22 protein-coding genes and 2 pseudogenes are annotated in these 26212 nt (G+C 60.0%); 13 read left to right on the top strand and 11 right to left on the bottom strand.

Annotated elements, in window-relative coordinates:
• Positions 1-27: 27 nt before the first annotated feature.
• Positions 28-288: pseudogene (locus ACODSR_RS17785) on the bottom strand (ATP-binding protein); the annotation flags it as partial.
• Positions 289-300: 12 nt separating this feature from the next.
• Positions 301-600: a DUF1963 domain-containing protein gene (locus ACODSR_RS17780; protein WP_489077951.1), complete on the bottom strand. Its 300-nt coding sequence runs from the start codon at positions 598-600 to the stop codon at positions 301-303.
• A gap of 783 nt (positions 601-1383) precedes the next feature.
• Here ACODSR_RS17780 and ACODSR_RS17775 point away from each other — a divergent pair.
• Together ACODSR_RS17775 and ACODSR_RS17770 are read left to right on the top strand one after the other, a co-directional pair.
• Positions 1384-1560: a hypothetical protein gene (locus ACODSR_RS17775; RefSeq protein ID WP_489077950.1), complete on the top strand. Its 177-nt coding sequence runs from the start codon at positions 1384-1386 to the stop codon at positions 1558-1560.
• Between the two features lie 16 nt (positions 1561-1576).
• On the top strand, positions 1577-2710 hold the full coding sequence (locus tag ACODSR_RS17770) for a winged helix-turn-helix domain-containing protein (RefSeq protein WP_489077949.1): 1134 nt from the start codon (positions 1577-1579) through the stop codon (positions 2708-2710).
• 94 nt (positions 2711-2804) lie between these two features.
• On the opposite strand, the gene ACODSR_RS17765 is transcribed toward ACODSR_RS17770, so the two are convergent.
• The 5 genes from ACODSR_RS17765 to ACODSR_RS17745 all read right to left on the bottom strand — a co-directional run bounded on the left by ACODSR_RS17765 (position 2805) and on the right by ACODSR_RS17745 (position 6566).
• On the bottom strand, positions 2805-3050 hold the full coding sequence (locus ACODSR_RS17765; protein WP_489077948.1) for a hypothetical protein: 246 nt from the start codon (positions 3048-3050) through the stop codon (positions 2805-2807).
• 408 nt (positions 3051-3458) lie between these two features.
• Complete coding sequence (locus tag ACODSR_RS17760) at positions 3459-4292, bottom strand: hypothetical protein (protein ID WP_489077947.1); 834 nt, start codon at positions 4290-4292, stop codon at positions 3459-3461.
• A 379-nt stretch (positions 4293-4671) separates the two neighbouring features.
• Entirely contained in the window at positions 4672-5160 is a 489-nt protein-coding gene (locus tag ACODSR_RS17755) for a hypothetical protein (RefSeq protein ID WP_489077946.1), read from the bottom strand.
• Positions 5161-5580 carry a hypothetical protein gene (locus ACODSR_RS17750; protein WP_489077945.1) on the bottom strand — a complete coding sequence of 140 codons (420 nt, stop codon included), beginning with the start codon at positions 5578-5580 and terminating at the stop codon, positions 5161-5163. It lies immediately after the preceding gene.
• On the bottom strand, positions 5577-6566 hold the full coding sequence (locus tag ACODSR_RS17745; protein WP_489077944.1) for a uracil-DNA glycosylase family protein: 990 nt from the start codon (positions 6564-6566) through the stop codon (positions 5577-5579). Before ACODSR_RS17745 ends, ACODSR_RS17750 begins: the two co-directional genes overlap by 4 nt.
• 515 nt (positions 6567-7081) lie before the next feature.
• On the opposite strand from ACODSR_RS17745, the gene ACODSR_RS17740 reads away from it, so the two are divergent.
• The 3 genes from ACODSR_RS17740 to ACODSR_RS17730 all read left to right on the top strand — a co-directional run bounded on the left by ACODSR_RS17740 (position 7082) and on the right by ACODSR_RS17730 (position 9227).
• Positions 7082-8002, top strand: coding sequence for an ArdC family protein (locus ACODSR_RS17740; protein WP_489077943.1), 921 nt, complete (start codon positions 7082-7084; stop codon positions 8000-8002).
• Positions 7999-8217: a sigma factor-like helix-turn-helix DNA-binding protein gene (locus ACODSR_RS17735; RefSeq protein WP_489077942.1), complete on the top strand. Its 219-nt coding sequence runs from the start codon at positions 7999-8001 to the stop codon at positions 8215-8217. The genes ACODSR_RS17740 and ACODSR_RS17735 overlap by 4 nt, the downstream gene beginning before the upstream one ends.
• A gap of 83 nt (positions 8218-8300) precedes the next feature.
• Positions 8301-9227 (top strand): HEPN domain-containing protein, encoded by a 927-nt coding sequence (locus ACODSR_RS17730; protein WP_489077957.1) that lies wholly within the window; start codon positions 8301-8303, stop codon positions 9225-9227.
• Positions 9228-9229: 2 nt separating this feature from the next.
• On the opposite strand, the gene ACODSR_RS17725 is transcribed toward ACODSR_RS17730, so the two are convergent.
• The 3 genes from ACODSR_RS17725 to ACODSR_RS17715 all read right to left on the bottom strand — a co-directional run bounded on the left by ACODSR_RS17725 (position 9230) and on the right by ACODSR_RS17715 (position 11654).
• Entirely contained in the window at positions 9230-10402 is a 1173-nt protein-coding gene (locus ACODSR_RS17725) for a site-specific integrase (RefSeq protein WP_489077941.1), read from the bottom strand.
• Entirely contained in the window at positions 10395-11333 is a 939-nt protein-coding gene (locus ACODSR_RS17720) for a tyrosine-type recombinase/integrase (RefSeq protein WP_489077940.1), read from the bottom strand. Before ACODSR_RS17720 ends, ACODSR_RS17725 begins: the two co-directional genes overlap by 8 nt.
• Before the next feature lie 153 nt (positions 11334-11486).
• On the bottom strand, positions 11487-11654 hold the full coding sequence (locus tag ACODSR_RS17715) for a hypothetical protein (RefSeq protein ID WP_489077939.1): 168 nt from the start codon (positions 11652-11654) through the stop codon (positions 11487-11489).
• Between the two features lie 855 nt (positions 11655-12509).
• Here ACODSR_RS17715 and ACODSR_RS17710 point away from each other — a divergent pair.
• The 6 genes and pseudogenes from ACODSR_RS17710 (at position 12510) to ACODSR_RS17685 (ending at position 20097) form a co-directional block, all read left to right on the top strand.
• The gene (locus ACODSR_RS17710; RefSeq protein WP_489077938.1) at positions 12510-14558 is read left to right on the top strand and encodes a type IV secretion system DNA-binding domain-containing protein; all 2049 of its coding nucleotides are present in this window, start codon (positions 12510-12512) and stop codon (positions 14556-14558) included.
• Positions 14555-15337 (top strand): annotated as a pseudogene (gene mobF, locus ACODSR_RS17705) (MobF family relaxase); the annotation flags it as partial. The gene ACODSR_RS17710 and the pseudogene mobF, both read left to right, overlap by 4 nt.
• 415 nt (positions 15338-15752) lie before the next feature.
• On the top strand, positions 15753-17465 hold the full coding sequence (locus ACODSR_RS17700) for an ATP-dependent DNA helicase (protein ID WP_489077937.1): 1713 nt from the start codon (positions 15753-15755) through the stop codon (positions 17463-17465).
• The gene (locus ACODSR_RS17695; RefSeq protein ID WP_489077936.1) at positions 17462-18022 is read left to right on the top strand and encodes a lytic transglycosylase domain-containing protein; all 561 of its coding nucleotides are present in this window, start codon (positions 17462-17464) and stop codon (positions 18020-18022) included. The genes ACODSR_RS17700 and ACODSR_RS17695 overlap by 4 nt, the downstream gene beginning before the upstream one ends.
• A gap of 240 nt (positions 18023-18262) precedes the next feature.
• On the top strand, positions 18263-18460 hold the full coding sequence (locus ACODSR_RS17690; protein WP_489077935.1) for a hypothetical protein: 198 nt from the start codon (positions 18263-18265) through the stop codon (positions 18458-18460).
• Positions 18461-18825: 365 nt separating this feature from the next.
• The gene (locus ACODSR_RS17685; protein ID WP_489077934.1) at positions 18826-20097 is read left to right on the top strand and encodes a tyrosine-type recombinase/integrase; all 1272 of its coding nucleotides are present in this window, start codon (positions 18826-18828) and stop codon (positions 20095-20097) included.
• Between the two features lie 89 nt (positions 20098-20186).
• On the opposite strand, the gene ACODSR_RS17680 is transcribed toward ACODSR_RS17685, so the two are convergent.
• Positions 20187-20843, bottom strand: a complete 657-nt coding sequence (locus ACODSR_RS17680; protein WP_489077933.1) for a lytic transglycosylase domain-containing protein — start codon at positions 20841-20843, stop codon at positions 20187-20189.
• Between the two features lie 124 nt (positions 20844-20967).
• On the opposite strand from ACODSR_RS17680, the gene ACODSR_RS17675 reads away from it, so the two are divergent.
• Positions 20968-21897 carry a DUF7146 domain-containing protein gene (locus ACODSR_RS17675; protein WP_489077932.1) on the top strand — a complete coding sequence of 310 codons (930 nt, stop codon included), beginning with the start codon at positions 20968-20970 and terminating at the stop codon, positions 21895-21897.
• Between the two features lie 40 nt (positions 21898-21937).
• Positions 21938-26179 carry a strawberry notch-like NTP hydrolase domain-containing protein gene (locus tag ACODSR_RS17670; protein ID WP_489077931.1) on the top strand — a complete coding sequence of 1414 codons (4242 nt, stop codon included), beginning with the start codon at positions 21938-21940 and terminating at the stop codon, positions 26177-26179.
• Positions 26180-26212: the final 33 nt, after the last annotated feature.

The following is a 26212-nucleotide window of genomic DNA, read 5'->3' as shown; positions in this document are numbered from 1 at the left end:
GATTATGTTTCGGATGTCATGTGTGGGTCAAGATGGGGCTTTCTCCTTTCTGGTTTTGGGCTGCTGAGCGGAGCTGTTCTTGAACCGGAAGCTGTCGTTGCCGGTCTCCAGAGTGTGGCAGTGGTGGGTGAGCCGATCGAGGAGCGCGGTGGTCATCTTTGCATCGCCGAACACGGTGGCCCATTCACTGAAGCTGAGGTTGGTGGTGATAATGACGCTGGTGCGCTCGTAGACTTTGCTCAGCAGGTGGAACAGCAGGGCGCCGCCCGAGGCGCTGAACGGAAGATACTGCGCGCGACCTCAATTTCGGTAAGCACATGGCAAGAGCAGCGCTTGCCGATGAAAACAAGCAACGCACCCCCTTTCTGGGAGGTGCGGTGGTCGCAGTCCGGTAATAGGCTCCGGCTCGATCGATGCGAGATCGATTTGCGCGAGAAAGGACAAAGGAAAGCCGTCGGTATCGTTTGACCATTCAAAGCCAGTTGGCACTGTCGGTTTCCCACCAAGCCAAGATGTCTCTCCTTCCGAAGGTTCGAAAGGAGAGCGAAACAACAAGGCCCATGCCGGTACAGCCGTTTGTTCTCGGTCAAGGTTGAGCATAGTACTGATTCCATCCACTGCGTTTTCGTCTTTACGCCTCGCATCTAGCGCGACCGATATTTCATTCTGTTAAAGATATAGTGTTCTGGGCGCCCTTTGGCCCTGATGACGGGAATCACACGGATGGCGGCGGTATTCGAGGATATCGCCTGCCCAGCGATGAATTAAATCGTTCCAGCCACGTATCGGAAGTCTGAACGATGCCCGACAATCAGGTGTTTTTCAGAGGCCTCTGCTACCGGGATTTTGTCGACAGCGCGGCAGCCGCAATGACTATCACGGCGCCGCTGGCCATCCGGCATGGCAACCGGCAGGTTTATCCGAAACCCGACACTCACCGTCGTGCGCAGGAACGGCGGTTTTGTCCCATGATGCGGCATTCGCTACCGGCAGCGCCCGACCCAACTCTTGCCGTTCCGCTGCGGCCTCTGGAACGTCGGCTTACGCCAAAGCTGGTCTTTCAGAAGTCGGACCACCGCCCGTCGGCTACCCGCTTCGAAGTCGGTCGTACGGTGCCTCAGTCGGTAAATCCGAAAGCTGCCATTCGTTCTTCCCGCTTGGCGAGTTCCGCAGTTTCCGCGCGTCAGGCTTTGCGCGATCAAATAGCGTAGCCCCCAAGCCGAGCGACGGGTCAGCACCTTGAGCGCGACGCGTGGCAAGCCGTGTCACATCGATCGGCCACCCTTTCTGGATCGAATATTCTCGACGCCCTGATCCGATATGCTCCGGGATCACGGACTGCCGGCAAGGTAGAAATTGGTTCATCCCATGCAGGAGGCCAAAATGAAGACTGGTATCTGGAAAATCCTCGCAAAGATCAGTGAAGGTGTCATGATGAGCTTCGCCGCACGGATCGCGGCCTGGGGGGCGCTCATTGCGGTGGTGCCAGCGTGGCAATTGCTCGGTCACACGATTGGCGATCTCACGCTGCATGTAGCAAGCGCGATGGTCGTGCATTGAGCGGTGCGGGAGCGTGATGGCGGACCATATTGTCGAGATCACCGCCGATGGCCGCTGTTACCGGATCGACATTGGCAAGCGGGCACTGTTTCGTGAGCGTGACGAGCGGATCAAGCTTACCCGGCAGCAATGGGAACTGCTGCGCTTCTTTGTCGAGAGACCGCAGCATAGCTTGCTGACCAAGAACGAACTGGTGGTCAACGTGTGGGCGAATAACGCGTCGGTGACCGATGACGCGGTGTCGTTCGCGGTCAAATCGTTGCGTCGTGTGCTGGAGGACCGACGCGGCGATTTCATCCAGACCGAGCATGGTCAAGGCTATCGATTTGCTGGCGACATTCGCCGCCTGAGCGAAACGGAGACGAAACTCGTCGCGGCGAGCGGATCTTCGCACGAAGCGCTCGATCCGCTGGAGGGCATGTCCTCCGTCGACGCGCTTGGACGGGCGCAGCGTGCCCGCCCGAGCGCGAGCGCCGCGCAACATGTCGATACGCTGATCGGCACATTCCTGACTCCGCTTCTCGAATATGCCGTTATCGACCGTGATCCGGACCTGATCGCGGCACTTGTCAGGCGCGGCGCCGATATCAATAACACCGATGTCGCCTATGGTAGCCTGGCCGGTCTGCTCGTTTGCGAATGTGAACCCGAAGAGATGGTGCAGGTTGCCGAGACCCTGCGCTGCCTTTACCGCTGCGGTCACAATCCGAACCTCCGTGACACGCACGGCATGAACATTTTGTTCGATTCCGTCTATCTCGACTACCGGGCGCCGCTTACCGAGATTTGCGTCGATCTGGGCGCGACCGTGGATCATCGCGACAAGGAGGCGGCAACGCCGCTGATGCTTGCATCACGGTTCCTGGAGGCAAACAATGCCAGGATCCTGCTCGCGGCAGGCGCGGACCCAAATCTGGTAGACACAGCCGGAAACAGTTCGGTCGTCTGCGCAATCGAGAACGAACAATGGGCCGGTCCGGGTGAGAAGCCTGATGCTCAGGCCGACATCATCGCGTTCCTGACCTTGCTCAAAGGTTATGGAGCGACAACCAACCGAGCGCTCACGGGTGGACGCGATCCGGTCGCGGTCGCCAAAGAGTGCGGTTATGCGGATGTGGTCGCCTTTCTGGTCGGCGACCCGGCCTCCTGACCCTGTACTCGGTGGCTGGCGTACCGCGGCCGGCGTCAGCGCGGTGAAAGATGCTGGCTCAGACCGCCGATTGTCGAAATCGCAGCTGGTTTAGTTACGCCGCTCCGCGTGCCGTGTTACGCTCCGGGAATACATATATGTCGCGAATTTCGGGAATTTCGGCATAGTTTCCCAAGTGAGTCAGCATCTCTTGGTAAAAACCTAGAAGATTCTTTTCAGGTGCATTCAGTAGGTCCTTCCATCGGTAACCCTCCGGAAGAAGTAATTCGGTGCCGTTTTCTTCGGCGATTTTTAGAAAAAGCAAATATGTCAGTTCAGATATATATTGATGGTAGCTCACGCCATCACCCGTAGGATATGACACAAGCCCCAAATTTTTCGAACGATAGCGTCGTTGTTCATTTTAGCAAAAACGGCCCTGATGATAATCTGTCGTTATGCCGTGTAAACCGGACACCCGCCAGAATCCATGGGTACGATTGCGAACGGCAAGACCGTGCGTCAGAGAGCACAGGGCCAAATGGCAGGGGACACCCAGATGTGCAGCAGCATGGCGCCGAGGGAGCGGCTCCCAATTTCCTCTGGGACGCTATCCTCGCGGGCCGCGCAATGCTTGGATCACAGCCACGCTAGCAGTAAGCAATGCCGCCATCGCCCCAAGCAGGCCGGTGAGGTCATTCATCAAGGTCATCGGTTTCTTCCTTTCCCGTACTTTATGACCGGAAAGGAGCAACCACGGCAGGGGGCATTATCTTGCAGTTTTTTGAGGGGCCGAAAGGACGATCATCTGCTCTGGGTTCCATCCGGGTAGGAAGTGCGATGCGCTCAGCGTCCTCCAGCGCTCCGCCCATTCGATCGCCTGCCAAATCCAACGTTCGCAATTTACGAGCATCACCAAGACATTGTCGCCTTCATCCCAGCCTCCCATGGCAGGACCAAATTCGGTCGCGGCTCGATCGATGGCGTATGCCATGTGCAGCACCGGTCTGGAAGGTGCATAGGCCCGTTTGACCAAGTCCTTTGCCTTCTGCTCACTGTCGGCGGCGCTTCCGGTCTTGTTCACTCCAAACCGTGAGGCCCACCGATCGATATTCCTAGAGATGAGGGCTTTGGGTGATGTAACGGCTTTGACCCATATTTCCGGGCGTATAGCCTCAAATCTGCTCATAGGATTTATGATGAGGGCTTCATCCCGCTTCCCCATTTTAACGAGGCGCGCAGCTTCACTTTGCGCAGCGAAAAAGTTGTGAAACATTTGAGTGCCAACTAGGCCATAGGCCACCTGCCGTCGTCGTAACCGCCGCACTCCTCGAAAATAAGTGCCTTCAAATTCGCGTAGCTGTGGCGGAGAGAATTCGGGATTGCCCCGCTCTCGGCGGATTTGGCGCAGGCCCTTTGCTTTTCTGCGGGACCACGTCATTCGCGCCGACATAGCCTCCGTGAATACGACTCCGGCACCGCCCGGCTGGCCTGCTCCTCGTTCAGGATAGGCCATTGCCCCAAGAAAGATGCGTGCGGCGTCGATCGGTGATTCCGGGAAAATAATTTCCGGTTCGAAATCTAGGCTGCTACGCTCCTGCATGGAGTAAACTTCCCTTCACGCATGACTGTAGGCGGTGGTCGTTAGACGAGCAATATCATGAATGAGGGCATGGGGTCTCCTCGTGCCGAGGATCGCGCCCTATTCCGTTTTGCTCCACCGAGCCTGCACTTCGCTTGTCTCGGCCCTGACGGGTAACGATCGCTGACGCGGCAGCCTCTCGCTACTGTCGTCCATCACGTGCCGCGATGACGTCGTTATCCGGCCTCCGGAGCGGCAGGGTGGGCGGCGTTCCCCTATAGGCCCACCGCGTCGGGCCTGAAGTCGGGGCGTCGTCATGGACCTGAAGCGGGTCGACGGATGGCTCACCGTGATGTGTCGCAAAACTGAACTGCGTGTTGCGCAGTGCTTCAAATGCTCGTCATCTGCGACGCCTGAAGATCGCTTCGTCCCGTCTCATTTGCTCTAATTGCTCTCGCGACGGACCGACCCCATCAAGGACCGAGTTGGCCCAATCGTCGTCCTTGACGGTGAAGGCGCGAGGATAAAACTCCCTGCCATCAGGTTCCGGTCGAGTTAGCATCACAATTTTATCTGGCGGATCCGCAGGCAGTAATTCCATCATCAGTTGATTATGCCCGGAGTCAGATATTCCAATGTTATGGATGTAGCCGTGCTGACTCCCAAGCGTCGCCAATATCACCTTGCCCGTCTGCTTGGCTGTGAACGCGAACTGCTCAACCCATTCCCAGGCAAACGGATGATCATATTCATTGCGTGGATGTAGTCGGAACGCGAAGAATGTCCGGGAACCCTCGCGACCCCTATCTGCTCGTAACAGGTGCCGGTAGCACACTGCATATCGTTGATCGTTATGATAATAGAACGTCGCGTCGATCCAGCCGTCCATTCAACCCTCCGCCGCCTCTTCGCTAACTTCGTCCAATGTCTCAAACCGATACGGCAACATATCCGCCATCATCTGCTTGCTCAAACGTGGGCAGCTATACGCACCACCGTCGATCCATGACGATGTGCTGGTAAAGCCATAATCTACCGCCATGCTTGCAAGTTCGTCATGCGGGGCGAGATACCAATGCCCCCGGTCGTGAAAGGCGATCCAGATGTCACGGCTGAGATATTTTTTGTCGATCATCCAGCGGCCCTTCAACTGGACCTTCCGAACGTCGCCCGTTTCCTCATTGTAGAGGATGAAATCCACCCCGCCATCATACACCGGCAGGAAGGCATTATAGCCCTTTGCGAGCGCCAAGCTGACCAAGGCGTTCCGATTGATGACCTCACGGACTTGCGATCTGTAGCGGCTCACGCTGGGCTTCCCTGTTCCAAAACGGATTTTACAAACGGCGTGGGGTCGGCAGCAGGGTTTCGCCAGTCGGCTCGTCCGGGATGCGTGAGCGTAATGACCTTGAAGCCGTCACTATTTTGATGCGCTTGGCTTTTCCACCCTCTCGCATTCGTTTCTCGAAACTCGCCGATAAGATTGTTTGCACCGACCTGCTCCCGCACCCACTTGCCTGCCGTTATGCCAAAACAGATGATGGTCGTGACGCCTAATTGCTGAATGACTGCCAGATGGACGGGCCAACAGGCAGAAATCAGTTCGTCTTTATCCAAGGCCAAGGTGCCTTCGGTGGTGCTGCGAACGAAAATGACGTTGCTCGCCGGGACCGAACGAGCATCCAACCCCAAACCTTTGAAGAAGTGGAGAACGCGAGGCTGCATCCCCCATGTCCCCGGCGCTGCTCCCTCCCAGCTATCATCCCGATAGGCCGACCATTTCGCAGGTGCCTTCTCGAATGCGATGATTGCTTTCTCGACCGTGTTAGCTTCCTGCGTGCCGGGATCACCGCCGGGATTCAGCCCAAGCACATATATCGATGACGGCTGAGAGAATGCGTCTGCACCAGTATAGAATAGCGACCCAGACTGCCGCTTGATATGATCGGGTAGAGCTATCAGCGCTTCGAAGATAGTTTGTTGCCGTTCATCAACCGGGCGGTCAGCGCGAGATTTTGAAGCCGTCATTTTAACGGGCCTTTTGGCAGGAGCCTTTGCTGCCCCCTTTGTTGCCTTGCGTGCGTTGGGCTTTGTCCGACACGGCTTCACATTCTTCAAGGACGCTTCGGCTTCATCGAGATGGGCTTGCAAGTTGGGGTTTCGTGAAGCCACCCATAGGACCGCCGCATAGATCGCTGCGACGAATAGCAGTACGAGCAGCAGCAGATAGCCACCGCCTTCCGTAAATATCCAGACGAGCGTGTATGCGCCTATCGCGACCAAGACGAATTGCACGTTTCCCCCACCGAGCAAGAATAGCGATGTGACCGATAGCAGGCAAGGAAAACGCCCGCCAGTTGCCTGATAAACGGTTCATTCTTAAGGTCGATTTCCGTAGGGTTGCTTAAACGAACTCTATAAGGTCAAAAGCAAACTTTGTCTTTTTTAAATGAGTTGGAGAGGGGCGTTCCGCTGATGCGGCCGCGCTCTATTCCGCTTCGCTTCACCGAGCCTGCGCTTCGCTTGTCTCGTCCCTATCGGGTGACGATCGCTGACGCGGCAGCCCTTGGCTGCTGGCGGCCATCGCGTGCCGCGATGACGTCGTTATCCGGCCTCCGGCGCGGCGGGGTGGGCGGCGTTCCCCTATAGGCCCACCGCGTCGGGTCGCAAGTTGGGGCTTCGTCCCAACTCCTCCACTTCGTTTCGGTCCTGCGGATGCAGCCCGCCTTCATCGGTGAGCCTGCCGGTCCACGCCTTGCCGCCCACCCCGCCACTCCGGCGGCCGGTGCGATGCGGGAAGGAGGAAGGAAATGGGGTATCAGGACAGATCGCAGCGGAACGGCTCTACCCTCTACAATGAGGTGACGGATCGGATCATTGCCCAGATCGAGGAAGGCATTTTGCCATGGGTGCGGCCATGGGATGATGGCAAAGCAGCGTTAGGGCTTCCCCGCAATGCCGGGACCGGGAGGCGCTATTCGGGTATCAATGTGCTGATCCTGTGGCACCGGCTGTTCGAGCAGGGCTATGGCTCGCAGCGCTGGCTGACCTATCGACAGGCGCAGGCGATGGGCGGCAATGTTCGCAAGGGTGAGCAGGGGACAACGGTTTGCTATGCGGATCGGTTCACGCCCAAGGATGGCGAGAATATCCCGACCGGACCGGATGGCGAGCCGAGACAGATTGCTTTCCTGAAGCGCTTTACCGTTTTCAACATAGACCAATGTGAAGGGCTGGGTGAGCCGACCATGGCCGCCATTACGACATGGAACGAGGCGCTGACCCTTCCCGGCGCGCAAGCGCTGATCGAAGCGACCGACGCGGATATTCGTATCGGCGGCGGGGAAGCCTATTACGCGCCGCAGGAAGACTATGTTCGGGTGCCTCGGCCCGAACATTTCCACGAGCCGATCAACTGGTATCGCACCGTCCTGCATGAGCTGGGTCACTGGACCGGGCATAGGTCGCGACTGGATCGCCTGCCCGACAGCGGCTTTGGCAGCCCCGCCTATGCCCGCGAGGAACTGGTTGCCGAAATGGCCAGCGCCTTCCTCTGCGCGGAAATGGGCATCGTTCCGACCGTCCGCCATGCGGACTATCTTGGTGCATGGCTGTCGGTCCTGCGCGAGGACAGCAAGGCGATTTTCCGCGCCGCCAGTCAGGCCAGCAAAGCTGCCGACTATCTGCTCGCCTTTCGTGATGAGGAAGATCATCGGGAGGAAGCGGCATGACCCGCAAACGCACCGAAGCGGAGCGTCAGCGTTACCGCGCAGCCCTTGATAGCATGGCCACCCTGCCACGCATCGTCTTCCTGCTGCATAGTCTCGACACGCTTAGCTATGAGGAGATCGCGCTGCGTATCGGCGACGATATCCCGGCAGTGGAGCGCCATTTTGCCACGGCCCTCAAGCATCTCGTGCGGGAGATTGATGGTCCCCTGCAATGATGCGCCATATCGGCGATAACTTCCGTCCGGCGTCTGTTCATCTTCATTTGGGGAACGGACGCCTCTTCGCTAGGAAGGGAGCAATGCGTACCGACCTTGATCATTTGCCCCCGGCTAAACAGCGCGAACTCGAGCGCGTGGTGCAGATCGTCTTCGAGGAATTTGGGGATGCCAACAACCTTGCGACCGGCAAGCGCAAGGCAGGCAGAATCCACAAGATCATCCTCTATGGCAGCTATGCGCGCGGCGGATGGGTGGACGAGCCGCATACCGCCAAAGGCTACAAGTCCGACTATGACCTGCTCATCATCGTCAACCAGAAAGACCTCACCGACCGAGTTCAATATTGGGCGAAGGCGGACGAGCGGCTGATGCGCGAACTGGCCATCACCCAGACGCTCAGGACCCCGGTCAACTTTATCGTCCACACCTTGCAGGAGGTGAATGACGGTCTTGCCCATGGCCGCTATTTCTTCATGGACGTCGCCAGCGAGGGCATCGCCCTCTATCAGGCCGACGAGAGCGAACTCCACCAACCCAAACCAAAAACGCCAGCGCAAGCGCTGGCTATGGCGAAGGAATATTTTGAGGAGTGGATGCCGAGCGCGATGGGGCGTCACAAGCTCGCCAAGTATGCTCTAGCTGAAGGGCTTTTGAAGGACGCCGCTTTCGATCTGCACCAAACAGCGGAGCGTCTCTATCACTGTGTTCTCCTGGTCTCGACCTTCTACACCCCCCATGTTCATAATCTGGGCTTCTTGCGCACCCAGGCAGAGCGTTTGGATTTTCGCTTGTTCAACGTCTGGCCCCGCGACACGCGAACCGAGCGGGCGATGTTCGAGAAGCTGAAAGACGCCTATGTGAAGGCCCGCTATTCCAAACATTACACGATCACGGCAGAGGAATTGACTTGGCTAGGAGCGCAGGTCGAAGAACTGGGCCGCGTCGTTCATATAGTCTGTAGCGAGAAGATCGCGGCGCTTGAGGCTGCGGCGGGTTGCCCCTCTTGATCCTATCCCGCGACCTGCGCCATGATGAGCATGCCGATCCTTTCGACCGCCTTTAGCAGAGCATCGTCGGCCAAATGGGCGTAACGCGCCGTCGTCTGTATCCGGCGATGTCCCAGCAGCCGGGAGGTGGTCAGCAGGGTTTCCCCCGACATCACGGAATGACTGGCAAAGCTATGCCGCAGATCATGGATACGCAGCTTCGGGGGCAAGTCGGCGTCCCGGCGCACCGAAAACCAGACCGACCGCACGGCCTCATATTCTTTCCCTTCAATCAGTGGAAACACCCGGTCGGGATTCAGCGCGGATTGGGATCGCTCCGCGCGGCCTCTTTGTGATTTGAGGAAGCGGAGAACAGGCGCACCCAACACCACGTCACGCGGTCCCGTCTTGCCGTCGCGCAGGCTTAGTCGATCGGGCAGCACGTCCCTCCATTCCAGATTGATCGCTTCCCCGACCCGACAGCCCGAGAGCGTCAGGAAGCGGAGCAGTTGCGATGCCATGCAGCCCCGCTTTATCCGCACAGCCAGTATCGCACCGAGGCGCGTCATCTGTGTCTCGGACAGGAATGCCCCGACGACCTTGCGCCGATTGTACCGAATGCCCGTAACACGATTGATCCAGTCTGAGGGCAGATGTCCCCAGGCGATGGCTGTTGTCAGCATCTGCCCCAGGATACCGAGCGCGCGGTTTGCACCGCCCGGACTTGTCGCGCTGTAGCGCTCGAACCAGATCACCACGTCACGGCGCGAAATCGCGTCGAGCCTTTTATTGCGAAACGCGGGGAGCAGTTGGGTACGAACATAGCTGCGATAGGCGGTGAGGCCGGAGGGTTTGAGAAGCTGAGTTTGCAGCTTTTCATGCTCCGTCTGGAAGTCGGCGAAAAGAGGGAAAACTGGAACCGGAGCAGGGGACGGCGAGGGGGCTTGCATCTCGCCGGACAGGATCGCTGCAGCGGCTTTGCGCGCTCGCTTCACACCTATTTCCGGGAATGCCCCGATCGAGCGCTTTACCTGAACGCCCTCAACGCGGAGCCGCATAATCCAGCTACGCGCGCCCGAAGGTTGTATCCGCAGGCAGAGGCCCGGCTGGCGTGTGTCGCGCAGCGCATATTCCCGAACTTCAGGGCGGGCCAGGTTACAGATTGCATCGGTCAGCGGGAGACGGAGGTTAGCCATGGATTGCCTCCTCCGGCTGGGCCGAAGACTTCTGACCGATGCCTTGCTGGCGCTTTGAGGCGCGTCTTTTTACGCGGTCGGCCTTCGATGTGGCAGCGAGAGACCGGTCGATCAGGGCGGACACGCGACCGGCAGACTTGACCAGAGCGCCGGTGGCAAGATGGGCGTAACGAAGCGTGCTGTCGATGTCGTGATGACCAAGCAACTGCCCGACCACCTTCAAATCGATACCGTTCGAGACTGCTACCGAAGCGAAATGATGACGCAGGTCATGGACCCGGATGCCGTTAATTCCGGCCTCCTTGCAGATAGTTCGCCAATGCCGGTCAATGACCCTGACAGGCCCGTCACTGCGCGGCGAAGGGAACACAAGGGGACCGCTTGCTTCCTCTTTTCGGCGATCAAGGATTGCCCGTGCCGGAGCGTTAAGCCAGATCGTGCGCGGGCCGCTTTTGGAGTCTTCCAGCACTGCGCGCGGGCCGACTATCCGATCCCACACCAAGCCGAGGATTTCGCTGCGCCGTGCCCCGGTGAGCAGTAACAAACGGATCGCGTCGCAGGCATCGGGCATATTCGTTTGCAGTCGATCCAGAGCCTCCCACAATCCCCTCACTATGGTTGAGGAGACGTGCCGCCCCCGATGGCTTGTCTGCTTTTTGCGCAGTCCGCGACAGGGATTGGTGCCCGGCGATCGAACCCCATGATCCTCCGCATAGAGCAGGAGGCCCGATAACGTGGATAGCGCCATGCGCGCCGCCGTCGTCTGAGACGACACGTCACGATACCAGCGAGCGACCACTTGCGGGGAAAGGTCACGCACCTTTTGCGTCCCCAACAGCCGAATGATGTGGGAGCGCGCAACGCACCGCATTTGTCGGACAGTGGAAGGCTTCCATCGGCCTTTTGCGCCGAACGACAGGTAAGCCGACATCAGGTCCGCTATGCTCGCGTCAGGTCCGAACAGGGGAGGGACGGGTGCCACTGGATCGGGGGTGTCAGTCAAGCTGTCACATTCAGCCGCCGCCATCGTTCGAGCCGATGTGACCGGAATTGTCAGGGCGTCGCCCAGGGTCGTCCGGTGACTTTATCCTCCCTTCATCTGATGGAGAACCCATGTCCGGCTGCCCCCCGATCGAAGGCGCAAGCCAAGCGCTGGAACCGTTATATCGCGAATAGTGCGTTCGCCTTTTTCGGGCGGATCGATCGCCGCCAGATCGACGTCGCTAAAGTCCAGAGTGTTGATCGCTCCCATGTCCGCATTCCATAAATCCCGTGCCCCAAGGGGCCGGAGTGCGAGCGCCATGGGACATTCCCAGGGCACACCGGGGATTTATTGGCAGGGTCGATTCGTAGGGTGCGCTGGACGGTCCAAGGGAGCCGTCCGGATAAATTTGGCATCGGAGATTTCTCCAGCCGCTTCAATCATTTGCCGCCCTTCGCTTTGTCGATCGAGCGCATGACCTGAAGGTCATGCGATGGAACCGACGCACGCCGGAAAGGCGTAAATTGTAATGCACCCTACGCACGGGTGCTGCGGAGCAAAATTGTTCTAAATCAGATATTTATTTGACGTGTTCTGATGCACCGCTTCTTGGAGTCTTGTCTTCCAAGTATCACCAGAGCTTCGAGGAGCTCTTGGGAGTCGCGGCGATCCGCCATTTGTTCACGTGGGCCATGTACCACTTACTTTCGTTTGATGACCGCCCGCCGAGCGGCTATAAGGACCGTGCTTTACGACATTCTAACGGGGCTCCAGTCTATGGAGCCAAGCGTTGGTCAAACTCAATTTTCGGATAGACGAGCATGTTCATGCCCGTCTTCTTCAACGGGCGCACGCAGCGGAATTGAGCCTTTCGGAATTTGTCCGGCTGGTTCTGACGCAGGCCGCCGATCCCCATCGCGGATATATATTCTCGTCTAAGGACGAGATACTCGCGACCTCTATCCAGATCCTCTCGATTCTTGCCGTCGCGGTAGGTCGGCGGTCTCCCGAAACCCTGGAGCAAGGGATGGCAGAGGCCCGCGCCCTGCTCGCCGAACGCGGCCTACTCGACCCTGACGCGGCAGCGACCGCTGCCGCCATTCCAGACAAGGGGAGGGTCGGCCAGTGAGCATCTTTCGCAATGACACTTTGGGATCATGGACGCGCGGTGGGCAGGCGATTGTTCATAATGTCCGCATGACCACCCAGGTCTTCTTCCAGACCATCTCCGCCTGTCTCGTACTCTGGATTATGGGCATCTTGTGGTATTGCTTCGAGGTTTTGACCGCCTATCAGCGCTACCTCTTGGTGCAGATCGCACTTTCGAGTTTCCGTCGTGACGCGACCCGGGGCGCCGCCGATCCCGTCCGGTTCAAGGCCCCCGACGGCCTAGAATATTGGACCACGGCCGAGGGGCTTCTTAACTCGAAGATCGCGCACGCGACCCTTGAGGCAGCGGAAGCCGCGCTCATCAAGGGCGCACTGATTGGAGGGATCGGCGCGCTTATCGCTCTCGTTTGGGCCTGGTATTATTTCACCCGCACGGGTCGTGGCCTGGGGTCCAACCAGTTCCTGCGGGGCGCGCGCTTTGGAAGCGTGCGCATGATCCGAAGTTTGCTTCGCCGCCAGCGCAAGGGAAGCCTCAGCATAGGCGGCGTCACAATGCCGCACGCCTATGAGCCCGAGCATATCGTGCTTTGCGGTGCGCCTGGGACCGGCAAGACCAATATCATCACGACTATGCTCGAAGGCATTCGGCGTGATGGCAAACGCGCCATCGTCTACGACACCGCCGGATCGTTCGTGGAGAAATTCTACCGGCCGGGGAAGGACATCCTGCTCAATCCGCTCGACGAGCGCACCGACCGCTGGTCGCCTTGGGTCGATGTGCCGCGCGACTATCATTATGACCAGATCGCCCAGTCGACCATTCCCGACAAGGCGGGTGACCCCTTCTGGGCCCGAGCCGCGCGGGGCACCCTCGTGGGTGTGCTCAAGAAGCTCGCGCGTCAGCGTCATACCCTCGTATCGATACTGCTGGACAGGCTCGTGCGCTCGGGCCTCAAGGAGCTTGCTGCCTTCGCGCAGGGCACTGAGGCGGCTGCCTTCATCAGCCTGGAGGGAGACCGGACGTCGGCAGGTATCCAGGCTGAGCTTGCAACGGTAATGCGCAGCTTCTCCTACCTCGACGATACGACGAACGGCTTCTCGATCCGCTCCTGGGTCGAAAATGAAGCGGACGACAGCTGGCTCTTCATCACCGTGAAGGCCGATCAGCTGCCTTCGCTCCGGCCTCTCATCACCGTCTGGATCGATATCGCGATCGGCGCGATCATGAGCATGCCGCCCGACCCCGAGCGCCGTCTCTATTGCATCATTGATGAGCTGCCCACGCTTCAGCGCCTTCCCTCCCTCAGCGACTTCCTGGCCCGGGCGCGCAAATATGGCGGGTGCGGTATCCTGGGTTTTCAGTCTTACCCTCAGCTCGAAGCCACTTACGGCATCCAGGATGCCGCGGCGATAACGGGCTATTGTTCAACTTGGATTGCGCTGCGGGCGAACGTTACGCCGACCGCGAAACATGTCTCGGAGAATCTGGGGCAGGTCGAGCAAATCGAAGCCAATGAAGGCATGTCGTACGGCGTCAACGACATGCGCGATGGTGTCAACTTGTCGCGCATGCAGGTGACGCGCCCGCTGGTGATGCATACCGAAGTTACGAACCTTCCAAACCTTTCGGGCTTCCTGAGGTTTGGGCGGGATCTTCCCGTCGTTCGCTTCTCGGACCGGTACAATGAGATCCCGAGTGTCGCGCCAGCTTTCATTGAACGTACGCAACCGCCAATCCGCCTTCCGCTCGCCGATGAGATCATCGGGTCGCACCGTGAAGCAGCCGAGAAAGGGGGCACCGGGAGAGCGAGGAAGCCTCGCAAAAGAAAGCAGGATGGAACGCCCTCGACCATGGCGACGAATGCGGTGGAGCCCCAACGTGCACCGCCTGAACTCCCCCTGACGACCGCAGCTGATGCGGCGGCGCCTCGGCAGGCGCGCGGGTCGCAGGCGGCACCGGCGAAACCAACCACCATGCTCGGGCCCAAGGCCGGCGCGCGCACCGTCCCGCTGTTTCGCCACGGGCGCGTCGACGACACGCCCGATGAGGCTGAACCGGCATGATCCATCCCCGTCGCCTGTCCGGATCGGTCGGGAACATCGCCCGCTATTATTCGGTGGGAGATTATTACTCGAAAGGTGAGGGAGAACCGAGCGAGTGGGGTGGCCTGATCGCCCGCGAGCTGGGCTTGCAAGGGCAGGTCGATCCTCAGCGGTTCAAGGAACTCCTCGCCGGCAGTGTCGCTGGCCAGGTGCTGGGTCGACACAGGGCGGATGGCTCAGTCGAGCATCATCCGGGGTGGGACTTCGCCGTCAACGCGCCAAAGTCGGTGTCGATCATGGCGCTTGTCGGCAAGGACGAACGGGTGCTCGATCTTCACGAGCAGGCCGTTGGCGCAGCACTTGGCTGGCTCGAGGAACATGCTGCCTTCCGGTTTCGCAAAGAGGGCGGAATAGCCCATGAGACCACCGGCCGCCTTCTGTTTGCGCGCTTCACCGAACATGCCAGCCGGGAGCTTGATCCGCATCTTCACACCCATGTCGTCGTGATGAACATCACCAACCGTGATGATGGCGCGCCGATGACAAGCCTTGAGACCCGAGCCATGTTCGCTGAGCAGATGGTAGCAGGCCAGGTGTACCGCAATGCTTTGGCCCATGGCCTTCGCGAACTGGGATATGAGATCGATGCTGATCCCCGGCGCGGGTTGTTCGAGATCAAGGACGTCCCTCAAAAGCTGATCCAGCGGATGTCGCAGCGCGCCGAACAGATCAACCAACATGCCGCCGAACATGGCCATGCCGGTCAGGCGGCGAGGGTGCGATCCTTTTACCAGACCCGCCGCCCCAAGGAGAAGATCGGCCTGGATGATTTGCATGCCCAATGGCGGGAACGGGCCGGGAAAGAGCTAGCGTCTCTCACCCAGCTTCGCCAATCCGCTGGATATGGCGAGCGATCAGTATTTGCCGTCGAGCCGGCACTCGCGATCCGGGCCGCGCTGTTTGGGTTGCGGCACAGTGAGACGGGCGAGGCAGTCAACAATCAGGGCCAGATCATCCGATCGGGACTCGCCGCCCATGTCGGTGAGGTTAGGCTCAGCGACCTTCGGCCATATATCCAGAAGCATGAGGCGAGGGGAAAGCTTCTTGCAGGGCGCCATCAGAGCGGGGACGCGATCCTTACCCGCGCAAGGACCAGCCGCAGGACTGTGCGACTCGAACTCGCCCTCTCAAATCATCTGGCCCTTGCTATCGACGATGCGCCGCGCCTGGCGTCCAGCGATCGCCTGCTGCTCGCTCTTGAAGGGGGCGGGCCTTACACCGCCCCAGGAACAGGCGCTCGCGTTGCTCGCAGGTTCCAGAGATCGGCTGCTTGGTATCCACGGCGTCGCCGGCTCGGGGAAGTCCACCCTGGTGCGCGTGCTGGCGGCATCGCTAGATCCCCAGACCAGGATCCAGGCAATCGCGCCGACCTCTTCGGCGGCGGCCGAGCTGGGAGAGAAAGCAGGGATATCCTCGCGGACGGTTGCCAGTCTCCTGGCCTCCGGCGGTCAGAGGCTAGACGGCAATGATCTGCTCGTCCTTGATGAGGCGGGGCAGGTGGGTAACCGTCAGGCACTAAGGCTCCTTGAGATCAGCCGCGATACCGGCGCACGCATCCTCATTCTGGGCGATAACAAGCAGACTGGCGCCATCGAGCAGGGCAAGGCGTTCTGGCTTCTCCAGACGCTGGGGCTGCCCAAGGCAGAACTCACGGAACCTGTGCGCCAGCAGTCCTCCCTCATGAGAGAGGCTGTGATGCAGGCCCGGCTTGGAGATTATGCTGGCGCGATTGATCGTCTCGACAAGGTCGTGACGGGCATGACCGCTGATGCCCTCGCCGGAGACCTTGTTTCGCAATGGGTTCGTCTGAAATCTGCAAACCGCGACTCCACAAACATCCTTGTTCTCGACAATGCCACGCGCCTGGTCGTGAACGACCAGATCAGACAGGCCCTACGGACCGAGGGTGGGATTGCGGCACAGGACAGTCGGTTGCAGGTCCTGACGCCGGCCCGGATGTCGGTCGAGCAAAGAAAGATGGCGCGCTTTTATTCAGGCGGCCAGACAGTGATGTTCAGCCCGGATGACCCTCGCCTGGGCGTCATGCGCGAGGCCGAATATCGGGTCGTGGGGGTAGGGCGGGAACCCAACGGTCGTCCCATCGTGCGACTTGCAGATGAGCAGGGCAGGCAGATCCGTTGGGACCCTCGACTGAGCCGCGCGACACAGGTGAATGTATTCAACAGCGAACAGCGCGACCTTGCCCAGGGCGATCGCATCCAGTGGCGTCTTGCGACCAAGGCGCTCGATCTCAAGAACGCCGAACGCGGCACCATCGAGCAATTGCAGGGTTCGGTCGCCGCGATCCGATGGGATCGGACCGGCGAGGTGCGCAAGGTCGATCTCTCCCGGTTCAAGACCTGGGATCATGGCTACGCCGAGACCGTGTTTTCCTCGCAATCCAAGACTTACGCCCGCGTTTATATTTTGGCACCGGTCGCTTCACCCCTTGTGAACGGCCAAAACTTCTACACCGCGATCACCCGCGCCCGGTTTGGGGTTAAGCTCTGGACCGAGGATGCAAAGCGGCTGACAGATAAGCTCGAGCGTCGCTCCGGCGAGAAGAGTTCGGCCCTTGAAGCCCTTGGGAAACTGAACAACCGGAAGTCCGATGCACTCCAGGCACGGTTTGGTCCGCAGATCGAAAAGGCTCGGTTGTTAAAGGCGGAAGGACGCCGAGACCGCGCACTCGATCGTTCAGGTTACCCTGTAGAGACGGGTTCGTCCGCCGCAGTCCGCCAGGCTATGGAGACCATGGCTCGCCTGTCCCGAGCACTGGTGAAAGGTCAGCCCGAACAAGCCGATGAGCGACCGTCAACCAAACAGCACGATCCCGTGCATGAGCCACGAAAAGGTTTGGAACGATGATCACCAAAAGCTTGAAAGCGTCGGCGCGCATTGCAGTGCTGCCCCTCATACTGGTCGCGATGGTTGAAGGCCCGGCAGACGCGAGAATCTCCAAGCGCCCATCAACCGAAGCCCAGGAGTTGTTGGTCCGCCAATGTATCCATCAACATTCTCAGGGTCGTGGATGGCTCGCGCGCACCCTCTTGGCTCTGCGGCAGAAGGAGGGCGGCTGGATTGGGGCGCAGGTCCGCAACAGCAATGGCAGCTTCGACCTTGGCCCTATGCAGGTGAATGACTGGTGGGTGCCGAAGATAGCGATACTCATCGATCGCGATGCGATAACTGTCCGGACCTGGCTGACGCACGATCCATGCTTCAATGTGGGGGCGGCCAAGTGGATATTCCTTTCGGCACTGGCGCAATCCAAAGATTATTGGCAGTCGATTGGCATGTACCACAGCCCAACCGGATGGCGGCAAATCGCTTATGCGCGGGACGTGGCGAGACTTCTCAAAATCATGCCTCGCGCGTCTAGCGCGGCAGCCGTGGGACCGAATATGCCTGGCACCCGGAATTGACGCAGTCGCTCCCGCGCGGAATTTCAGGTGTTGGTGCACATCATTGCCGTATGGGATAACGACAAGTCAGGCACGCAGGAGCGAATGAGATGAGGATCGCCCGACGGCGAGCCCAAATCTTTGGGAAGAGAAGCGGCCATCGTTGAGCTTTGTATAAGTCGACGTCAGGTCGATCAATCGGATCGAATACAAACCAACACACTGTTATCATCTGGAGCCACACGATAGGAGATGTATGTCATGATGTCGGTTACGTTGTCGGCTACGCCAAAGGGCAATGGCTATCAGGCGACAGTCACCTTTATGGATGGACCCGCGATGAGTTCAGTTGAGACTTACCCGACCATAGCTGAAGCGATCGCGGCTGCTGCACTGAAGTTGCTCGGGATGCCCGAACGCCTCGATGCGTTGGATAGAGAAGCTCTTTCCGATCAGTGACGTCCAATGCGGCTGTCCTTTTCAGGCTTTGAGGATCTGGTTGAGTTGCCGGCTTGGAGGGGCACCGTGCGTCTCATTCAATCTCACAAATTTGTGGCCCACAGCGTGGCCCACAGCGGACCCATATCCAAAGAACCGTCTTGGCCATCCGGCCCCATAGGGGTAAATCGTTCATTTATATCGGAATTTTGGTGGACGCACTTGGGCTCGAACCAAGGACCCGCTGATTAAGAGCCATGATCAGAGGGTCCTGGCGCGTCCGCATGTGTCCAAAAATGGCGGAAATCTGGGATTCATAGTCCGCATTGTTCTTGAAATGTTCACCAGTATCCACTACAAAAAGCTACCTAAGGTAGCAGGCACATATGGCGAACAAAGTAGGTTTGACGGACGCGAAGATCGCAGGGCTCAAGGCGCCGGCGGCTGGTCAGATTGAGCTGGCCGATGGTATCGTCCCCGGCCTGAGGCTCCGCATGGGTGCCAGTGGTATCAAGACGTACATTCTGCGCAAGCGGGTTCAGGGCAAGTGGTTGAATGTGACCATCGGACGCCATGGTCCGAGTTTTACCCTCGCCCATGCCCGTAAGAAGGCGCGAGATCTGCTTGTCGATGTCGAGCAGGGCAAGAGCATTGCCAGAAAGCCGGGTGCTAAGAGGAAGGGGGCAAAGGGCGTCGGTACGGTCGCCGAGCTCTACGAGACGTATCTGTCCCAGCAGATCGAGGGCAAAAAGCGCAGCGCGAGGGAGTTCGATCGGGTCTTCCGAAAGTACATCGAGCCCGAGCTGGGAGACCGCCTCGCGGACTCCATTACCCGAGGTGACGTGAGCCGCTTTGTTGAGAAGATCGCATTCGAGCGGGGCAGGGAAACGCTGACGATGGCGCGGATCGTCTATCGCCATCTTTCGACCTTTTACACGTGGGCACTCACCAGACTCGAGCATATGCCCGCCAATCCCTGCCGGGACGCGTGGCGTCCGAAGCGGAATGAACCTCGCGATCGCGTACTCAGCGACCGAGAACTCGCGGCACTATGGCAATCTGCGGTCGAGGATGGCTATCCGTTTGGTCACCTTGTCCAGATGCTTGTCCTTACGGCTCAACGCCGGGGAGAAGTGCTCGATGCAGCGTGCGACGAGTTCGACTTCAAGGCGAAGGTTTGGACCGTCCCGGGCGACCGAGCGAAAAACGGCAAAGCGAATGTGGTGCCGCTATCCGCGCAGGCCCTTGGAGTAATCACCGAGGTCTTCATGGCTGCGGGGATCGACCCTGACGACGCCCACAAGCAAACCCAGATCCTGTTGGCATCGAAGGTCACCAACACGAACAGCGTTAGCGGACTATCGAAGGCTTGGAAACGGATCAGAGCAAGCGTGGACGAGAAGCTCGGCTACGAGGCCGGTCACTTCACAATGCATGACATTCGGCGGACGGTGGCAACTGGTCTCCAGCGTCTCGGCATACCTCTGGTGGTTTCTGAAGCGGTCCTCAATCACCAGTCAGGATCAGCTATGGCCGGTGTGGCGGGGGTCTATCACCGCCACCAGTATACCAACGAGAAGCGCGAGGCGTTGGCGTTGTGGGGTAAGGAGGTTATGCAGATTGTAGCCAAGTACCCAGCCGCGGCCAGAAACGGCTAGACTCCCGTGCAGTCGCTCGCTTGTAAGCTGGTCCAGCCCGGCAACAATCCGTCGATTGACTCAGTTTCGGTTAACTTGCGGAGCGACCGCTAAAAACGCCAATGGCGAAGGACGTCGCGGACATATCCGGGGGTCTCGCCATTCCGCGGTATACCGCCCGCGCGTTCGACTGCTCCTGGACCGGCATTGTAGGCCGCGACAGCGAGGTGAACCACGCCGAACCTGTCGAGCATCTGCCTTAGGTACCGCGCCGCGCCAAAGATATTGGCCATGGGATCGAAGCGATTGAAGACGCCGAGTTCCTTTGCCGTCGCTGGCATCAGCTGGCCAAGGCCCGCAGCGCCTGCCGGGCTGACAGCAAGGGGGTTATAGCGGGATTCCGTCCAGACGAGCGCGTCGAGCAGGCCGGTGGGCAATGAATACTTCGCTTCCGCCGCATAGACGTGGGGCAGGTAGCTAGCCCGCCGAAACCCGGATGGACCAGTTTTGGCCTTGGGTTCGTAACTGTAAGGCAGATTGACCCGGCCATCTTCTGCCACGGTCAAAATTGATGCCGGGGCATCCTGTGCGGATCGCCAGAGCCCATGCTCAACCAATTGGAAGCCGTTTGATGCTTCGGCAATTCGGATGCCGTCGGAGTAGCTGGCGGGGGCGCCAACTGATGCTGGCATCGGAAATTCCTGGGCATTGGCGGGCATGGCTGATGCGATGGCAATGCCACCGATCAGGAGGGCTTTCATTGTCATTTCTCGATCCTTCTGTAGTCGAATCGAGAGAGAACATATAAAGAACATATGGCGTAGGAAAATGTTTTGGCGCTGGTGCAGAGCGGAGGCTGCACGGGGAGGGCACCTCAACCGGAGTAGGTCGATGCCCCAGCTACAGATAACTCAGCAACTCGAACGCCGCGCCCGCACGATTGTCGAACGCCTCAACGGAACATGGCGCCAGGGCAAGGGCATGTGCTGCTGTCCCGCCCACGACGACCGCACACCGTCGCTCAGCGTGACCTTGGGGCGAAAGGCCATCCTGTTTCATTGCTTTGCCGGATGTTCGAATGAGAAGGTCATTGCAGCATTGGATCGCCAGGGCATTCGCAGCCGCGAGCTCTTTGATGGTTCTGGCGCTGGAACCGCTGATCGGCAAAATCAAGGTGACTTCAGTCCGAATGCACGACGCTTGTGGCAATCGGCTTCGGCGATCTCCGACAGCCCAGTCGAACGATATCTCGTACAGCGCGGTCTCCAGCGCGGATCTGACCAGTTTCGTTATCTGGAACGTACGCCGCTCGGACCACGCGGGGCAGTTCAATTTCTCCCTGCGATGTTGGCGGCAGTCACAACTGACATGGGTGTCATCGCGGTTCACAGGACGTTTCTCGACATTGTGAGCGACAAATTGGCTGGCTTCGAGCGACCCAAACGCGCTCTGGGTAGCCTCGGATGCGGTGCCGTCAGGCTTGCGCCGGCAGTGCAGGGGCGTCTGGGGCTCGCCGAAGGTATCGAGAGCGCCCTCTCAGCAATGCAGCTGTTCGGGATCCCGTGCTGGGCAACACTTGGGAACGAGCGGTTCGGTCTCGTTTCGATCCCGGAGAGCGTGCGCGAGCTCTACTTGTTCATCGACAATGACGCCGGAGGCGCTCTCGCTGAGGAGCGAGCGTTGAAGGCCTACGCTGCGCCCAATCGTGTCATCCACTCACGCGCACCAGCCTCGCCTGGTTTTGACTGGAACGATGAGCTGAAGTCGCGGCTCGCCCGACAACCCGATCCGTCGAGCAGAGGGGAGGGTGCCTTCGGCTGATTGAGGCCTGCCCATCGCAGGACCTCGTCAGGAGGTTCCCATGTCCAACTCTTCCATCGCCTTTGCATTCGATGACCCATCACCACCCGTTGTTGTGATGGCGGCCCAGACCATGGCTTCGGAGCTGGCGGCAGGCCGCGCGCTCTCGCGCAGTGACGTCACGCGTATCATGACGGAGCACTTCGGGGGCAGCGATGCTCTCGGGCGTTGGTCCGTTCGTGACGCTCACGCAGCTGCTGAGCTGGCACAGGTTCAGTACCTGCAATCATCGGATCAAATCCTGCTCTCGACCCCGATCGACGAGGCGGAACAGTACTTCTGCTCCCTCGATGCCCGATTTCCGACCCAGGCCAATCGCAGCGACGAGCAGATCGAATGGCAGCAGTTCGCGACGCCGCCGCGCCTTGCCTGGATTGCCGCCAGGGCTTGCGTGCTGGCCACTGACGAGCTTGTGTTGGAACCCTCAGCCGGAACAGGTATGCTTGCGGTCTGGGCCGCCAAGGCCGGCTCGCGCCTTGCCCTCAACGAAATCTCGCCGCTCCGCCGCGACTGCCTGAATGCCCTGTTCCCGGCTGCCCGAGTGGCCGGCCATGACGCTGAGCTGATCGACGAACTGCTCGATCCCGCCATCATTCCGAGCGTCGTGTTGATGAACCCTCCCTATTCGCACGGCATCGAGCGGGGGCACGATAGTCGCACCGGTTCGCGCCACCTGCGGTCGGCCTGGAACCGCCTGGCACGTGGAGGTCGGCTGGTCGCGATCATGCCTGAATGGTTCGACTGCGCGAAGTTCCTCGCGGGGCTGAAGGGACCGATCTCGCTGCGGCTCAATGCCGCCGTCGAACGCGCGTTCGTCAAGCATGGCACCGGCATCACCACGCGGCTGCTGGTCCTCGACAAGGTGGAGGGCTCCAATGAGCCTGTTGCTATCCGCACAAACGACTTTCGCCAGCTGGCCGATCTTGTTGATGCCTTGCCGGCTCGTGCCAGCTTGGAGGCTTTTCCCGAGCAATCGAGCCTTCCGGCTCGTGCGCCGTTTCGCCTGGTCGCCGCGCCGCGCAGGCCGCTGCCGACACCGGACCGGATCACTCCTGCAGCCACCGCCATCGGGTCGCTCACGTACCAGACCCTCGAAACCCCTTCGCCGCTTGCCCCTCAGGTCGGCCACTATCTGCCCTATCGTCCGAGCAGGATCGTGATCCATGGCGCAGCCGAGCATCCGACGCCGCTCGTCGAGTCCGTCGCCATGGGGTCGATCGCCGCACCGATGCCCGAAGCGGTGCCGCAGCTGCCCGACGGGCTGGTTGCCAAGGGGCTGCTGTCTGCTGCCCAGGCGGAGACTCTGATCTACGCGGCAAGCGCCCATGCGCGCGATCTTCCCGGTCGGTTCGAGCCAGAGGACAAGGGCTGTTCGCTCAAGGCATCTGCGGAAGGCCAAACGTACCGGCAGGGCTATTTCCTCGGGGACGGAACGGGTGCCGGCAAGGGCCGTCAGGTTGCCAGCGTCATCCTCGATCGCTGGGTGCGCGGTGAACGCCGCCATATCTGGATTTCGAAGAACGATGCACTGCTGGAAGATGCCCGGCGCGACTGGGCAGCGCTCGGCGGCCTGCCGATCGATATCCAGCCTCTGGCTTCCTGGAAACTCGGCACCCCCATCGCCATGCGCGATGGCATTCTCTTCGTGACCTACCCGACCCTGCGTTCGGGCCGAAACGATGCGACTCGCTTCGACCAGATCCTCGCCTGGGCGGGCGACAACTTCGACGGCGTGATCGTGTTCGACGAGGCTCACGCCATGGCCAATGCTGCTGGCGGAGAAGGATCACGGGGCAAGGTCAAGGGCTCGGAGCAGGGCGTCGCCGGCGTGCGCCTGCAAAACCTCCTGCCCCGCGCGCGGGTGCTCTATGCCTCGGCAACCGGCGCGTCCGACGTCAACAACCTGGCCTATGCGACGCGCCTTGGCCTGTGGGGACCTGAGACAGCCTTCGCCAATCGGGAGGCCTTCGTCGCCGACATTCGTGACGGCGGGATCGCAGCGATGGAGTTGGTCGCCCGGGACCTGAAGTCGCTCGGCCTATACACCGCGCGCGCACTCTCCTTTGCGGGTGTTGAGTACGAGATCCTCGAGCATCGCTTGAGCGAGGATCAGGTTGCGGTTTACGATGCCTATGCTGAAGCTTGGGCGGTCATTCACGCCAACCTCCGAGAAGCGCTGGAAGCCACGCGGATCGTCGATAGCGAAACCGGCGGGACGCTCAACTCCGGTGCCAAGTCCGCAGCGCTGTCGATCTTCGAGGGAACCAAGCAGCGCTTCTTCGCGCAGCTGCTTCTGTCGATGAAGCTGCCAAGCCTGTTACCAGCCATCGACACAGCGATTGCCGAGGGGAACGCCGTTGTCATCCAGCTCGTCTCGACCGCAGAAGCCATGCTTGACCGACGGCTTGCCGACCTCTCGGACGAGGAACGCGAAGCGCTGGAGATTGATCTGTCCCCGCGGGAATATGTGATCGACTATCTCGCCAAGAGCTTTCCTGTCCGGTTGATGGCGGTCTTCACCGACGAAAACGGCAATCCTCGCTCAGAGCCGATGAGCGACGAGCAGGGCGCGCCGATACTGTGCCGATCAGCACTCGCCGCGCGCGACCGGATGATCGAGCAGCTCTGCGCTTTGCCGCCGATCGCGACCGCGCTTGATGCCATCATCGAACGCTTCGGCGTGGAACAGGTGGCGGAAGTGACCGGCCGGACGCGGCGGCTTATCGTCGGGCACGATGGCCATCAGAAACTCCAATCCCGGTCACCGCGCGCCAATGTCGCTGAAACCCAGGCCTTCATGGACGGGACCAAACGCATCCTGGTCTTCTCGGATGCCGGAGGGACCGGACGCAGCTACCATGCAGATCTGGCCGCCAAGAACCAGGCTCGCCGCGTCCATTTCCTGCTCGAACCGGGCTGGCGCGCTGATGCCGCAATCCAGGGGCTCGGCCGTACCAATCGCACCAACCAGGCGTCGGCCCCACTGTTCAGGCCAGTGACGACCGATGTGCGCGGCGAACGCCGGTTCATCTCGACGATTGCGCGGCGCCTGGACAGCCTCGGTGCCTTGACGCGCGGGCAACGCCAGACCGGCGGTCAAAACCTGTTCGATCCGGCTGACAACCTCGAGAGTATCTATGCCAAGGAGGCGCTCCATCGCTGGTTCGGCCTGTTGTTCACCGGCAAGCTCGAAGCGGTCAGCCTCGGGCGCTTCCAGGAGCTGACGGGTCTCAGGATCGAAGCTCCTGACGGGGCGATGGTCGATGACCTGCCGTCGATCCAGCGCTGGCTCAATCGCATCCTCGCGTTGCCGATTGCCTTGCAGAATGCGATCTTTGACGAGTTCATGGGGCTGGTGGAGGCGCGTATCGATGCTGCCCGCCAGGCCGGGACGCTCGATCTCGGCCTTGAGACCATCGCGGTCGAGGATTTCACGCTCCTGTCGGACACGCTGCTGCGCACGGATCCGGCGTCGGGCGCAACAACCCATCTGCTGGAACTGGAAATTGCCAGAGCCCTGAAGCCGCTGACGCTGAAGCGGCTCGAGGAGCTCCACGGCATCGCTGGGCCACGGCAGCGGCCTGTTCGGAACGGCCGCTCGGGCCGAGTTGCCTTGCTTATGCCCGCTCGCAGCATTCTTGCCGATGACGGCACGCGCGTTTCCCGCTTCGAACTGCTGCGCCCGTTGAAGCGCACTCACATCACCGAGGATCAGCTCGCTGAGAGCAGCTGGGAGGCAATTTCCGTCGACGCTTTCCGCGAAGCCTGGGCAGCCGAGGTTGAGGAAGCGCGGACCAGCCACAAGCGCGAGCGCCTCTATCTCGCGACGGGCCTCCTGCTGCCGGTCTGGGACAAGCTCCCTTCGGATTTCGTGAGGGTCAGTCGCATCTCGGCGGCGGATGGCCGCTCGTTGCTTGGCCGGGAGGTTCCTGTCCATTGTGTTCCGGAACTGTGCCGGGCGCTGGGTCTGGCACGCGAGCAAACGCTCTCTGCCGAAGATATCGTTCAGACTGTCCTGGCGACCGGCCGACCCATGGAATTCGCCGGCCGTGAGCAGCTCATGGTCAAGCGGAGCCTGGTCAATGGCTCACAGCGAATTGAACTGACCGGATGGAGTGCGGTTCGCCTCGACTGGTACAAGGCCCAGGGCTGCTTCACGGAAATCATCCGCTACCAGACGCGGCTGTTCGTGCCGATCGAGGGCGCGACGAGCGTGATTGCCAGATTGGCATCATCCGCATAGACCATTGCCAAATGGCATTATAGAGCATATATA

The organism is Sphingobium sp. FG125 (assembly GCF_057809795.1).
This window is presented reverse-complemented; position numbering and strand designations above follow the sequence as displayed.

Bases quoted from the DNA above. Each gene is read 5' to 3' on its own strand.
- ACODSR_RS17700 (WP_489077937.1), top strand. From the start codon at position 15,753: ATGCGCCGCGCCTGGCGTCCAGCGATCGCCTGCTGCTCGCTCTTGAAG.
- ACODSR_RS17730 (WP_489077957.1), top strand. From the start codon at position 8,301: ATGCGTACCGACCTTGATCATTTGCCCCCGGCTAAACAGCGCGAACTC.
- ACODSR_RS17735 (WP_489077942.1), top strand. From the start codon at position 7,999: ATGACCCGCAAACGCACCGAAGCGGAGCGTCAGCGTTACCGCGCAGCC.
- ACODSR_RS17725 (WP_489077941.1), bottom strand. From the start codon at position 10,402: ATGGCTAACCTCCGTCTCCCGCTGACCGATGCAATCTGTAACCTGGCC.
- ACODSR_RS17760 (WP_489077947.1), bottom strand. From the start codon at position 4,292: ATGCAGGAGCGTAGCAGCCTAGATTTCGAACCGGAAATTATTTTCCCG.
- ACODSR_RS17670 (WP_489077931.1), top strand. From the start codon at position 21,938: ATGTCCAACTCTTCCATCGCCTTTGCATTCGATGACCCATCACCACCC.
- ACODSR_RS17680 (WP_489077933.1), bottom strand. From the start codon at position 20,843: ATGACAATGAAAGCCCTCCTGATCGGTGGCATTGCCATCGCATCAGCC.
- ACODSR_RS17780 (WP_489077951.1), bottom strand. From the start codon at position 600: ATGCTCAACCTTGACCGAGAACAAACGGCTGTACCGGCATGGGCCTTG.
- ACODSR_RS17715 (WP_489077939.1), bottom strand. From the start codon at position 11,654: ATGGGAGCGATCAACACTCTGGACTTTAGCGACGTCGATCTGGCGGCG.
- ACODSR_RS17690 (WP_489077935.1), top strand. From the start codon at position 18,263: ATGATGTCGGTTACGTTGTCGGCTACGCCAAAGGGCAATGGCTATCAG.
- ACODSR_RS17740 (WP_489077943.1), top strand. From the start codon at position 7,082: ATGGGGTATCAGGACAGATCGCAGCGGAACGGCTCTACCCTCTACAAT.
- ACODSR_RS17675 (WP_489077932.1), top strand. From the start codon at position 20,968: ATGCCCCAGCTACAGATAACTCAGCAACTCGAACGCCGCGCCCGCACG.
- ACODSR_RS17755 (WP_489077946.1), bottom strand. From the start codon at position 5,160: ATGGACGGCTGGATCGACGCGACGTTCTATTATCATAACGATCAACGA.
- ACODSR_RS17775 (WP_489077950.1), top strand. From the start codon at position 1,384: ATGAAGACTGGTATCTGGAAAATCCTCGCAAAGATCAGTGAAGGTGTC.
- ACODSR_RS17685 (WP_489077934.1), top strand. From the start codon at position 18,826: ATGGCGAACAAAGTAGGTTTGACGGACGCGAAGATCGCAGGGCTCAAG.
- ACODSR_RS17695 (WP_489077936.1), top strand. From the start codon at position 17,462: ATGATCACCAAAAGCTTGAAAGCGTCGGCGCGCATTGCAGTGCTGCCC.
- ACODSR_RS17770 (WP_489077949.1), top strand. From the start codon at position 1,577: ATGGCGGACCATATTGTCGAGATCACCGCCGATGGCCGCTGTTACCGG.
- ACODSR_RS17720 (WP_489077940.1), bottom strand. From the start codon at position 11,333: ATGTCGGCTTACCTGTCGTTCGGCGCAAAAGGCCGATGGAAGCCTTCC.